The sequence below is a fragment of the Mycobacterium bulgaricum genome (assembly GCF_041287165.2).
GTDB classification, from domain to species: domain Bacteria; phylum Actinomycetota; class Actinomycetes; order Mycobacteriales; family Mycobacteriaceae; genus Mycobacterium; species Mycobacterium bulgaricum.
Genome location: NZ_JBGGKV020000004.1, coordinates 184,908 through 197,038, shown reverse-complemented (window position 1 = coordinate 197,038; position 12,131 = coordinate 184,908). Strand labels below are relative to the sequence as shown.

At 66.7% G+C, this 12,131-nt stretch carries 9 protein-coding genes and 1 pseudogene; 6 read left to right on the top strand and 4 right to left on the bottom strand.

The window, feature by feature from the left end:
* Window positions 1-7 precede the first annotated feature (7 nt).
* Entirely contained in the window at window positions 8-793 is a 786-nt protein-coding gene (locus ACAG24_RS14075; RefSeq protein ID WP_370472843.1) for a coniferyl-alcohol dehydrogenase, read from the top strand.
* A 43-nt stretch (window positions 794-836) separates the two neighbouring features.
* Complete coding sequence (locus tag ACAG24_RS14070) at window positions 837-2,042, top strand: cytochrome P450 (protein WP_370472842.1); 1,206 nt, start codon at window positions 837-839, stop codon at window positions 2,040-2,042.
* 6 nt (window positions 2,043-2,048) lie between these two features.
* Here the strand turns inward: ACAG24_RS14070 and ACAG24_RS14065 are convergent, their stop codons facing one another.
* A complete protein-coding gene (locus ACAG24_RS14065; RefSeq protein ID WP_370473074.1) occupies window positions 2,049-3,512 on the bottom strand; it encodes an aldehyde dehydrogenase family protein in 1,464 nt (487 codons plus the stop codon).
* 194 nt (window positions 3,513-3,706) lie between these two features.
* On the opposite strand from ACAG24_RS14065, the gene ACAG24_RS14060 reads away from it, so the two are divergent.
* The gene (locus ACAG24_RS14060; RefSeq protein WP_370472841.1) at window positions 3,707-4,918 is read left to right on the top strand and encodes a CaiB/BaiF CoA transferase family protein; all 1,212 of its coding nucleotides are present in this window, start codon (window positions 3,707-3,709) and stop codon (window positions 4,916-4,918) included.
* 82 nt (window positions 4,919-5,000) lie between these two features.
* On the opposite strand, the gene ACAG24_RS14055 is transcribed toward ACAG24_RS14060, so the two are convergent.
* Entirely contained in the window at window positions 5,001-7,184 is a 2,184-nt protein-coding gene (locus ACAG24_RS14055; protein WP_370472840.1) for a molybdopterin-containing oxidoreductase family protein, read from the bottom strand.
* Between the two features lie 44 nt (window positions 7,185-7,228).
* Here ACAG24_RS14055 and ACAG24_RS14050 point away from each other — a divergent pair, with 44 nt between their 5' ends.
* On the top strand, window positions 7,229-7,603 hold the full coding sequence (locus tag ACAG24_RS14050; RefSeq protein ID WP_370472839.1) for an NYN domain-containing protein: 375 nt from the start codon (window positions 7,229-7,231) through the stop codon (window positions 7,601-7,603).
* Window positions 7,604-7,606: 3 nt separating this feature from the next.
* Here the strand turns inward: ACAG24_RS14050 and ACAG24_RS14045 are convergent, their stop codons facing one another.
* A complete protein-coding gene (locus tag ACAG24_RS14045; RefSeq protein ID WP_370473073.1) occupies window positions 7,607-8,824 on the bottom strand; it encodes a cytochrome P450 in 1,218 nt (405 codons plus the stop codon).
* A gap of 95 nt (window positions 8,825-8,919) precedes the next feature.
* On the opposite strand from ACAG24_RS14045, the pseudogene ACAG24_RS14040 reads away from it, so the two are divergent.
* Both ACAG24_RS14040 and ACAG24_RS14035 read left to right on the top strand, forming a co-directional pair.
* Window positions 8,920-9,731, top strand: a pseudogene (locus ACAG24_RS14040) (thioesterase family protein).
* 18 nt (window positions 9,732-9,749) lie between these two features.
* Window positions 9,750-10,898, top strand: coding sequence for a thiolase family protein (locus ACAG24_RS14035; RefSeq protein WP_370472838.1), 1,149 nt, complete (start codon window positions 9,750-9,752; stop codon window positions 10,896-10,898).
* A 48-nt stretch (window positions 10,899-10,946) separates the two neighbouring features.
* Here ACAG24_RS14035 and ACAG24_RS14030 read toward each other — a convergent pair whose 3' ends face one another.
* Window positions 10,947-12,128, bottom strand: a complete 1,182-nt coding sequence (locus tag ACAG24_RS14030) for an acyl-CoA dehydrogenase family protein (protein ID WP_370472837.1) — start codon at window positions 12,126-12,128, stop codon at window positions 10,947-10,949.
* Window positions 12,129-12,131 lie beyond the last annotated feature (3 nt).

Genomic DNA, 12,131 nt, shown 5'->3' with positions numbered 1-12,131 from the left:
GCTGCGTGTGACTGGCCAGAGACGCAGGATCGTCGTCGTCGGAGCGGGATCCGGTATCGGCGCAGCCGTCGCGACCCACTTCCACGAGGCCGGCGATCATGTGCTCGCCGTGGACGTGCGACATCACGACACCCCGGCCGCCGAGCATGCGCTGTGCGACCTCCGCGACCCCGACAGCATCACCGAGCTGCTGGACGGAGTGGGCGTCGGGTGGGACGTGCTCGCCCACGTCGCCGGCGTCCCGGGCACGGCTCCGCCGAACGACGTGTTGACCGTCAACTACCTCGGAATGCGCAGGATGGTCGAGGGCATGCTGCCGCTAATGCACCGCGGCGGTGCCGTCGTCGCGGTGGCGTCGATCGCCGGAATCGGCTGGGAGCAGCGCCTCGACGACTTGTCCGCGCTTCTGGAAGCCACCGACGCCGACGCCGTGGCGGCCTGGCAGGCGCGTCAGGACCCGAATTACCCCGTGTACACGTCCTCGAAGCAGGCGGTGATCCTCTACGCCAAGAGGGCAGCGGGCGCGGCGCTCGCGAGGTACGGCGTGCGGATCAACACGGTCAGCCCGGGCCCCGTCGAGACGCCGATCCTCGTCGACTTCGAGAAGGCCATGGGCAAGGACATCCTCGACGTGCTCAGGGACACCTACGGCAGGCATGGGACGGTCGCCGACATCGTGCCGGTCATCGCATTCCTCGGATCCGATGCCGCACAGTGGATCAACGGCCAGGACGTACACGTCGACTCGGGTTTCGTCACGTCGATGACCGCAGGCGCCCCGATCGCCGTCTGACGCGTGCTGTACACGGCATTACTGTAAGAGTTACAGTACCCGGGTGGAGACACCGGTCCAGGACGTCACAGGGGATGAACCCATCGACCTGCGCGACCCGTACCCCATGTTCGCGCGCCGGCGCGACGAGGGCGGGGTGTTCCGCGGCTCGGTGATGGACTGGTCGAAGACACCCGACTCCCTCAAGCCCGAAAACCTCTACGCGGCGGTGTCGTTCGATGCGGTGAATCGGGTGTTCCGCGACGGCAAGGCTTTCAACTCCACGATCTACGACGCGACCATCGGGCTGTTCATCGGTCCGACCATTCTGGCGATGGAAGGCAAACCGCACTGGGAGCACCGCAACCTCGTCTCCGCAGCTTTCAAGTCCCGGTCGCTGACGCGCTGGGAACCCGAGATCGTGCGGCCCGTCGTCAACGAACTGATCGACGAATTCATCGAGACGGGTCGGGCAGACCTGGTGCGCGACTTCACGTTCGAATTTCCGACCCGGGTGATCTCCCGGCTGCTCGGCCTCCCGCAGGAGGACCTGCCCTGGTTTCGCAAGCGCGCGGTCGAATTGATCAGCTACACCATCAAATACAAGCGCGCGTTCGAAGCGTCGGCCGCACTCAAAGACTACTTCCTTGCTCAGATCGACAAACGCCGTTCGGCCCCGACCGAGGACATCATCGGCGACCTGGTCTCCGCCGAAATCGACGGCGAGCGGCTCACCGACGAGGCGATCTACTCGTTTCTGCGGCTACTTCTGCCCGCCGGACTGGAAACCACCTACCGCTCGTCGGGCAATCTGCTCTATCTGCTGCTGACCCATCGTGAGCAGTTCGACGCCGTCGACGCCGATCACGAACTGATCGGCGCGGCGATCGAGGAGGGGCTGCGCTACGAAACACCGCTGACCACCGTGCAGCGATTCGCGACCGAGGACACCGAGATCGACGGCGTGCCGATCCCGGCCGGGTCGGTGATCGATGTGTGCATCGGCGCGGCCAACCGGGACGGAGCACGGTGGGAGCGTCCCGAGGAGTTCGACATCTTCCGAAAGAGGTTGCCGCACATCTCTTTCGCTGCCGGTGAGCACACCTGCATGGGACTGCACCTGGCCCGGATGGAAACCCGGGTGGCCGTCGAGACCCTGCTCACCCGATTGTCCGACATCCAGCTGCTCACCGATGACGACCCGCACATCCACGGTCAGCCGTTCCGGTCGCCGACGGCGATCCCGGTGACGTTCACCCCCGCGGGGTAGTCGCAGTCAGCCCTGCTTGCGCTCGCGGCGGGCAATGGTTTTGGTCTCCAGATACTGCTGAAAGCCCTCGATGCCGCATTGTCTGCCGACACCGCTGCTCTTGTAGCCGCCGAACGGCGCATCGGCACCGTAGAACATGCCGCCGTTGACGCCGAAGGAACCGGTCCGAATACGCCGCGCAATGCTCATCCCCCGCTCGGCGGACCGAGACATCACCGCACCGGCAAGGCCGAACGTGCTGTCATTGGCCAGCCTCACGGCGTCATCGTCATCGTCGAACGGCAACAGCACAAGCACGGGACCGAAGATCTCCTCCTGCGCGATCGCGGCGCTGTTGTCGAGGCCGGTGATGACCGTCGGCGAAACGAAATGGCCGCCGGCCAGATGGTCGGGAAGCCCCTCGACGGGCCCGCCGCCCGCGGTGATCTCGGCACCGTCGCGGCGCGCGCGATCGATCGCGGACAGCACCCGCTCCCGCTGCGCAGCGCTAATCACCGGACCGACCAGCGTGCCCGGATCCACTGGATCCCCAACGGGCACGAATTGATACGCCATGGTGATGTCGGCGACCGCCTGGTCGTACAGCGAGCGGTGGATCAGCATGCGGCTGGTAGCCGCGCACGCCTGCCCGGCGTGCACGCACACCCCCACCGCGGTGGGGACGATGACGGCAGGATTGGCGTCGTCGAGCACGATCGCCGCCGACTTTCCGCCGAGTTCGAGGAACATCCGCTTCATCGTGTCCGCACCCTGGCGCATCAGGAGCTTGCCGACAGCAGTGGAACCCGTGAACGAAATGAGGTCGACGCGCGGGTCGGTGCCGAGCAGACCGGCGACGGCGTTGGACGGCGTCGTGACGACATTGACCACACCCGGCGGGATGTCGGTCTTCTCGGCGATCAGCCGGCCCAGTCGGGTCGCGTTCCAAGGGGTGTGCGGGTCAGGCTTGAGAACGACCGTGTTGCCCGCGGCGAGCGCGGGACCGAGCTTGTTGAGGATGACCTCGATCGGGAAATTCGACGGCGTCACCGCGGCCACGACGCCGGCCGCTTCTTTGACGACGGTGCGGACGTTGCGGTCTCCGAACAGGCCTCCGCCGTCGAGAACGCGCTCCCACTCGAATTCGTCGATGAGCCGCGCCGGGTAGCGCAGCGACTCCGCGAGCGGCCAGTCCAGCTGTGCGGACTCGGTCGTCATCACCGGGCAACCGACCTCGGCGACGAGTTCTGTTCGCAGTGCGTCTTTCTCGCCCTCGATCGCGGCCTGCAACTGGTCCAGGCAGTGCTTACGAAGCGCCCGGTTCCTCGGCCAATCGGTGGTGTCGAACGCCGAGCGGGCCGCGGCGATGGCGCGCTCCATGTCCTGCGCCTCGGCCGCAGCCGTGCCTCCCAGAACCGCGCCGGTGGCCGGGCTGACGTTGTCGAACCGCGCACCGGATGCGGCGTCGACCAGTTCGCCGGCGATGAGCATCCGACTCTCGGCGCCCGCAGCCGCCCGTCGGCCCCACTCGACGCTGGTCTCGGTACGTTCGGCGGGGATCGAGCTCACCTGACACCTCCGGTGGCCATTTCTCGGATGATCAACGGTAAACATTACAGTATCGAAGCTCCGCTAGACTCCCCGAAAGACGTCGTCGTCAGAAGGGGATCGAATTGATCAAGGTGATGGAGGGCGTACGGGTCCTCGAGGTTGCGCAGTTCACGTTCGTCCCCGCGGCCGGGGCGATACTGGCCGACTGGGGCGCCGACGTCATCAAGATCGAGCATCCTGTCCGAGGCGATACCCAGCGCGGCTTCATCAACATGGGCGGCTTCCAACTGGATCCGAACCGCCATCCCCTCATCGAGCATCCCAACCGCGGCAAGCGCAGCGTCGGGATCGACGTGTCGACTCCCGAAGGTCAGGAAGTGCTCTACGAGATCGCCAAGACCGCCGATGTCTTTCTCACCAACTACATGCCTCAGGCACGCCAGAAGAACAAGTTCGACATCGAACACATCCGCGCGGTGAACCCGGACATCATCTACGCGCGCGGAAGCGCCTACGGCGACAAAGGGCCCGAGCGCCTCGTCGGCGGATTCGACGGCACGGCGTTCTGGACACGCAGCGGCGTCGGCCACGCGCTGACCCCCGAAGAGCTCGGCGGCGCCCTGCCGCAGGGTATTCCGGCGTTCGGCGACTCGATCGGGGGGATGAACATCGCAGGCGGCATCTCGGCGGCGCTGTTCCATCGGGAACGCACCGGCGAGGCGGTCGAGATCGATGTGTCACTGCTCAGCACAGCGTGGTGGGCTGCGGGCGCCAGTGTCACCCAGGGGATGGAGACCGGCGAGACGATGCGCTCACTGATGCCCGGTACCACGACGTCGGTCAATCCGTTCATGGCCAACTACCAGACCTCCGACGGCGGCACCATCAACTTGTGCATCGTGAGCCCGACCGGCTACATCCGCGACGCCTTCGAACACCTGGGGCTCCCCGAGCTGGCTGACGACCCGCGCTTCTGCGACGTCATGCCGCTGATCCAGAACGCCGAAGCCGGCGTGCAGCTCATCGCCGAAGCCATCGCCGCGAAGCCGTTCGAATACTGGCGTCAGCACCTCAAGACGATGAAGGGCCAGTGGGCGCCGTTCCAGAGTCTGGTCGACCTGGCCACCGACGAGCAGGCCATCGCCAACGACATGATCGCCGAGGTCGAGGCAAGCGACGGCGGCGCACCGTTCAAGGTCGTCCGCGGGCCCGTGCAGTTCAACCACGAGCCGCTGGAGACGACGCGCGCACCTCAGGCTTCCGAGCACACCGAGATCGTGCTGATGGAACTGGGCCTCGAATGGGACCGCATCGAAGAACTCAAGGACAAAGGCGCCATCGCCTAGCTTTCCCCTCGCCCTCGCCGGAATTGCATTCCAGCAGACCAAGGTCACGTGGGCGCCCGCCGGAATGCAGTTCCGGCGGAAGTCAGACCCGATCCACGCGGACGGGGACGCCCGTCAGCCACGCCATCCCCGACAGTGACTCGACGTCCCCGGGCTCGCTCGAGGTGAGTAGATTGACGTTCGCGCCGCCGGCCTTGTTGGCCAGTTTCCACCCGCCGGTTCCCTTGTGCCCCCAGCCGTGTGGCACGGCGATCACCCCGGGCACGATGTCCTTGGTCAGCGTGATCGGGACCGTGATCGTGCCGTAGGGCGAGCTGACCTGGATCTCACTGCCGTCCGCGATCCCGAGTTCGGCGGCGTCGTCGGCGTTCATCAGGCCGTGGTGACTACGGTCGCCCCGCATCAGCAGCGGCGCGTTGTGCATCCACGAGTTCTCCGAACGAGGTTCGCGCATGCCGATCATCCGCAACGGGAACCCCTCGGTCTCGTCCGGTCGTGCCAGAAGAGCGATCTCGGCCGCGATGTCGTTGTGCGCCAGTTGGATCCGCCCGCGGAGATAGGCGATCGCCTCCCTGAGGACCCCGGTCGGCAGATGCGGTGTCACCACCGTGCCGTGCGCGTGGTCGTGCGAGAGGCGCCCGAATGTGAGCCCGCCACGACGCAGTCCGAAGAGGTCGCCGCCGGCCCCCGCGCGAATCACGACGTCGGCGAACTTCCGTGGCGAGAACGGCATGCCCAGCTTATTCAGCGCTCTGCCCGATGCGGACAGCGCCGCGAACACCGGCGACTCACCCGACATCCGCCGCATCAGTTCCCCCACGATCTCCCATTCCTGCCGCACCTGCCCGGGAGGTTCGACGACCGCTTCGGTCGCCTGCCGGAACGGGGTCGCCTGGAACGGCTGGAACGTCAACGGGAAGTCGTCACGTTCGTACATGGTCGTCACCGGCAGCACGTAGTCACAGCGCGACGTCGTCTCGGTCAGGTAGAAGTCAAGGGCCACAGAGAGATCGAGGGAATCCAGCGCGGCTTCCAACTCGTCGCCGTTGGGCACCGACAGCACCGGATTTCCGGCGCTGATGAACATGGCCCGGATCTGGCGGTCCCCCGGCGTCGTCATCTCCTTGGCCATCAGCGCGGCCGGCTCCGAGCCGATGATCGCGCGGAAGCCGCCGATGCGCGAACGCCTGCGCCGGTACGTGCGGCGCAGCAGCGCGCCCATACCGATGTTCACCAGCCGCTGCGCGGGCAGACCCAACCCGCTGATGACGGAGCCGCCCGGCTTGTCCAGGTTTCCGGCCACGAGGTTGACCACGTCGATGAGGTAAGAGGTCAACGTGCCGTATCGACCCACGCAGGTGCCCAGCCGCCCGTAGACGGCGGCGCGGGGGGTGGCGGCGAGGGCGCGTGCGAGGCCGCGCACGACGTCGGGGTCGACCCCGGTGCGCGGCGAGGTCGCCTCGGGGGTGAACGGCGCGGCCTGTGCCCGCAACCATTCCAGTCCGACGACGAGGGGCGCGATCTCGCGCGTGTGCGCCAGACCCTCGGCGAACATCACCTGCAGCAGCGAGAGCAGCAGCAGCGCGTCGGTGTCGGGCACGATGCCGCACCATTCGAATTGCGCGGCGGTCTCGGTCTTGCGCGGATCGATCACGACGACACGGCCGCCGCGCTTGACGATGTCGTGCATCCGGTCCTTGATGCGCGGCGCGGTGAGAAAACTGCCGTGAGAGACAACAGGATTGGCGCCCATGACGACGAGCAGATCGGTCCGGTTCAGGTCCGGGATGGGCACCGATGTCGGCGTTCCGTAGAGGAGCTGGCTGGCCATCAGCCGGCTATTGGTGTCCTGTGACGACGCGGTGTAGAAGTGGGTGCCGCGCCCGATGCCCTTGATGAAGCCCATGATCGAGAGCACATGCGCGTAGCTGAACGCCCCGGGGTTGCCCATGTACCAGCCGACGGCTCCCGCCCCATGGTCGTGTAGCACCGCGGTGAGACGGCTCGCGATGTCGCTCAGCGCGACGTCCCAACTCACCGGCTCGAAACCGTCCGGGGTGCGCCGCAGCGGCGCGGTGACACGGTCCGGGTCGTTGACGACCTCGGTGAAGGCGATGCCCTTTTGGCAGGCGAACCCGGCCGACAACGGATGCTCCTTGTCGGGCCGCAGCGCGACGAGTTTGCCGTCCTCGACGGTGGCGATCATGCCGCACAGCGGCTCGCAGATACGGCAGAACGTGACTTTGTTCTCGACGTGGGTCGCCATATCGATCCTCTTCTGGGCTGCGCTACTTCGATAGTGTGCGGTGGATGCGCTGGATTGTCGATGGAATGAACGTGATCGGCTCACGTCCCGACGGTTGGTGGCGTGACCGGCACGGGGCCATGGCGGGGTTGGTGGAACGCCTCGAGCGCTGGGCGGCCGCCGAAAGTGTTGACGTCACGGTGGTTTTCGAGCGCCCACCGTCGCCACCGATCGAGTCCGCTGCGGTCACCGTCGCCCATGCGCCCGAGCCGGCGCCGAACTCCGCCGACGACGAGATCATCCGGATCATCGCCGCCGATCCGCATCCCGACCAGATCCGCGTCGCGACGTCGGACCGGACCCTGGCTGAACGCATCCGATCCGTGAATGCGACAGTTTGCCCCGCCGAGCGGTTCCGCGACCTGATCGACCCGCGGTGACCGTCACCGCAGGATCCGCACCGGGACGTGGGACCAACCGGACACGTTCTGCATGCTGACCCGCCTGCAGCCGTCCCACAGCACCTCGTAACGCGGCATCAGGTCCAGCAACTTGTCGAGCGCGATCGCGCTCTCCAGCCGTGCCAGCGCGGCACCGAGACAGCTGTGGATGCCGTAGCCGAAGGCGAGGTTCTGCGCCTCCGAGCGATCGCGGTGGATGTCGAACACGTCGGGCGCCGTCCACGCGTCGGGATCCCGGTTGGCCGACGCGCCCAGCAGGAACACCGGCGCCCCCGCCGGGATCGTCACCCCGTGCACCGTCACGTCGACGTTGGACCGCCGGACGTTGTACTGCACGGGCGCGTCGTAGCGCAGCAACTCCTCGATGGCGACACCGATCTTGCGGCGGTCGGCGAGCAGCTGTTGCCACTGCTCGGGGTGGTGCGCGAAGGTCACTGCGGCGCTGCCGATGAGCTTCGTCACCGTCTCGGCCCCGGCGCCACCGAGCAGTGTGGCGAAACCGGCGATCTCGGAATCCCGAAGCCGATCGATTGTTCCGTCGTCGCGTCGGACCTCCGCGGCGATCAGCGCGCTGATCATGTCGTCGCGCGGGCTCGCACGACGCTCCTGGATCAGCTGGTAGTACATCAGCCACATCTCGGCCATCGCCTGCATGCCGGATTCGGACATGTCGATCTGCCCGGGCTCGCGGTGCAGCGACTCGTCGATCCACAGCCGGACCTGCTGACGGAATTCCTCTGGCACACCGAGCATCTGGGTGATGACGTCGACCGGGAAGTAGACGGAGAAGTCCTGGACGACGTCGAACTCGCCGGCGCCCGCGGCGGACAGGAATCGCTCGACCGTCTCGGTGACCATGATGCGCAGCGCTTCGATCGCCCGCGGCGTGAACACCTTGTTGACCAGGCTGCGCATCGCGCGGTGCTCTGGAGGGTCGATCGAGATGATCATCTTGGCCGGGACCTTCTCGCCCCGGCGGACCATGCCGAGATCCACGCCGTAGGCCGACGAGTAGGTGGCGAAATCCTTGAGCCCGGCAGCGACATCGGCGTGTCTGCTCAATGCGTAGAACTCGTAGGTGTCGTTGTAGTACACCGGCGCTTCGGCGCGCAGCCGCGGATAGCAGGCGTGCGGGTCATCGTAGAAGTCCGCGGAGAACGGGTCGAAGTGCACGTCGGCGCCCCGCGCTGCATCGATGATGGCCACCACCACCTCCTGTAAGCCATCCAGTTGTGCTTTCGAAAAGTGTCACCATATCCTGCTGGTGGCCACCGCGGCACAAGACAGGACGGGACGTGACCGACGCCTACTACGAGATCGTCGACGCTGGCGGCGACCCGCGTGGGGAACGGTTCGCGGCCTCCGACCACGTCATCAGCACGTGGGGATCGTCCATGCAGAACGCCGCCCCGGTGTCAGCCCTTCTGGTCCGGGCGATCGAGCGTTGCGACCCCCGCGACGATGTCCGGCTCAGCCGCGTCGTCATCGACCTTCTCGGACCGGTTCCCGTCACCGACGAATTGTGGGTACGGGCCCGTGTCGAGCGGCCGGGCAGGCAGATCGAACTGCTCAGCGCCGACATGAGCGCACCGGGACCCGACGGGACGCCCCGCGGGTCGCCACCGCCTCGGCGTGGCGGTTCCAGCGCTCGGAGGCGGTCGAGCTGCCCCGGACCCCCAGCGAGCCGATGCGCCCCGTGACGGAGGGCCACCGGCGCCTGCCCGACGACGGAAGCGACCGCACCTACATCCAGAGCCTGGATTGGCGGTGGCTCAACGACATCCTGAACAGCGTGCAGGCCGAGTGCTGGGCGATGCCGCTGGTCGATCTGGTGGCCGGAGAGTCGATGACGCCGTCGCAGCGGCTGTTCTCGGTCGCCGACATCGCCAACGGCATGGGTAGCCGGCTGGATCCGAGCCGGTACACCTTCCTCAACACCGACCTCGCGGTGCACATCCACCGTATGCCGGAAAGCGCGTGGATCGGCGTCCGCTCTGAAAACCATTACGGCGCAGACGGAGTCGGGATGTCCAGGGGAACGCTGTTCGACGAACACGGTCCCGTCGCCGCGATTCAACAGGCACAGCTCGTGCGCCGCCGAGCGTAGACGGAAAGGACTGAGGCCATGCACGACGTCGCGATCATCGGGGTGGGACTGCACCCGTTCGGCCGGTTCGAAGGCAAGACCGCCATGCAGATGGGTGTCGACGCGATCGCCGCCGCGGTCGCCGATGCGGGCGTGTCCTGGAACGACATTCAGTTCGGCGTCGGCGGGAGCTGGACCGTCGCCAACCCCGACGCGATCGTCGGCATGGTCGGGCTTTCGGGCATCCCCTTCACGAACGTCTTCAACGCGTGCGCCACCGCGGCGAGCGCCACCAAGGCGTGTGCCGACGGTATCCGGCTGGGCGACTACGACATCGGTATCGCCGTCGGCCTCGACAAGCATCCCCGCGGCGCATTCACCGAGGATCCCGGCCTTGTCGGCATGCCCAGCTGGTATGCCGAGAACGGCCAGTATCTGACCACGCAGTTCTTCGGCATGAAGGCCAACCGCTATCTGCACACTCACGGGATCAGCCACCGGACCCTGGCGAAGGTGGTCAACAAGAATCTGCGCAACGGGGCGCTGAACCCGAACGCGTTCCGGCGCAAGCCGATGGACGAGGACGCCATCCTCGACTCTCCCATGCTCAACTACCCCCTCACGCAGTACATGTTCTGCTCGCCGGACGAGGGCGCCGCCGCGGTCGTGATGTGCCGAGCGGACCTGGCGCACAGGTTCACCGACAAGAAGCCGGTGTTCGTCCGCGCCGTCGAGGTCCGCACCCGCAAGTACGGCGCCTACGAGGTCAACACCACCTTCGCGCCGGTGGAGGAGGATGTGGCACCGACCGTGTACGCGTCGCGGGCGGCGTTCGAGAAGGCAGGCATCGAACCGTCCGACGTCGACGTGATCCAGTTGCAGGACACCGATGCCGGCGCCGAGATCATCCACATGGCCGAGGCCGGTTTCTGCGCCGACGGCGAACAGGAGAAGCTGATCGCCGACGGTGCCACCGAGATCGGCGGGAGCATGCCGGTCAACACTGACGGCGGCCTGCTCGCCAACGGCGAGCCGATCGGCGCCTCGGGCCTTCGCCAGCTGCACGAGATCGTGCGCCAGCTGCGCGGCGAGGCGGGCGACCGGCAGATCCCCGGCGACCCGAGGGTCGGCTTCGCCCAGCTGTACGGCGCCCCGGGCACCGCGGGCGCGACCATCCTCACCACCTAGCGATTTCGGTGTAGTTGGACAACTGGAGCGTGACCAACTACACCCAAATCACTTGGTCGGCGAGTAGCTGGGCTTGCCGAGGCCGAGTACGTACTGCGCGATCATGTTGCGGAACACCTCGAGTGTGCCGCCGTAGATCCCGACGAGCGGCGCGAACCGGTACACGTATTCGGCGGCGCCGTCGTCGGCGGCGCCATCGGTACCCACCGGCAGCGCCGAGGCCGCACCCAGGATGTCCATCAGATCGGGCGAGATGTCACGCATGGTCTGCGCGAGGGCTACCCGGCCGAAGATGTTGGGAGCAGACAGGGACGCCTCCAACCGGGCCACGCTGCGGCCGAGGCGGTAGGCGACGGCTCCGTCGTCGATGAGCCTGCGTCCGTCGGGATCCGGGACGGTCGACTTCTCCGCGGCCTTGTCCACGGCGGTCGCCATGAACATGGCCTGGTGCATCATGATCGCCACATCCTGCAGGCCGTCGTCCGCAGCGGCCACGTCGCCGTGTTCGGCGTTGAGGGGCTCCCGGACGACGGTCCAGCCGCCGTTGATCTCCCCGAGTCGGTACCGGTCGCCGATTCGCACGTCGCTGTAGTACACGATGTTGGTGCGGTCGCCGTCGACGGTCCGGATGCCCTGGATCTCGATGCCGGGTGTGTCGAGGGGCACCAGAAACATGGTGAGGCTCTTGTGCTTCGGAGCGCTCGGATCGGTGTTGGTGATGAGGAAGACGTACTGGCAGTTGTGCGCCCCGGTGGTGAACATCTTGGAGCCGTTGATGATCCATCCATCGCCGTCCCGCACGGCACGGGTCTTGCAGGTCGCGACGTCCGAGCCGCCCTCGGGTTCGGTGTAGCCGAGGCACATCCGGAAGTGCCCGCTGTACACGCCCGGCAAGACTTCGTCCTTGAGCTCGGGCGATCCGAACTTCTCCACCGACTTCGTGATCATCGCCGTGGTGCCGGACGTCACCCACGGCACATGGGCACGGCGCTTCTCCAACTCCCAGATTCGGCGCTCGACGCGGCTGAAACCCCGCTCTGAGCCGGCCTTCCATTCGCGTTCCAAATACCCCGCCCGGCCGAGTGCCAGATGCACGCCCTCGTCGAAGTTGTCGCCGGTCTCCCGGTCACGCCGGATGACGTCCTCGGTGACGATCTCGCTCAAGAAGGTCCGGACCTCGTCCTGAAACTTCTGCTCGTCGTCAGACAACTCGACCTGTGAGAAATCCATTGC

Excerpts from the sequence above, each read along its gene's own strand:
- ACAG24_RS14065 (WP_370473074.1), bottom strand. The coding sequence starts at position 3,512 with ATGCTCATCGCCGGCGAACTGGTCGACGCCGCATCCGGTGCGCGGTTC.
- ACAG24_RS14060 (WP_370472841.1), top strand. The coding sequence starts at position 3,707 with ATGGAGGGCGTACGGGTCCTCGAGGTTGCGCAGTTCACGTTCGTCCCC.
- ACAG24_RS14035 (WP_370472838.1), top strand. The coding sequence starts at position 9,750 with ATGCACGACGTCGCGATCATCGGGGTGGGACTGCACCCGTTCGGCCGG.
- ACAG24_RS14050 (WP_370472839.1), top strand. The coding sequence starts at position 7,229 with ATGCGCTGGATTGTCGATGGAATGAACGTGATCGGCTCACGTCCCGAC.
- ACAG24_RS14055 (WP_370472840.1), bottom strand. The coding sequence starts at position 7,184 with ATGGCGACCCACGTCGAGAACAAAGTCACGTTCTGCCGTATCTGCGAG.
- ACAG24_RS14030 (WP_370472837.1), bottom strand. The coding sequence starts at position 12,128 with ATGGATTTCTCACAGGTCGAGTTGTCTGACGACGAGCAGAAGTTTCAG.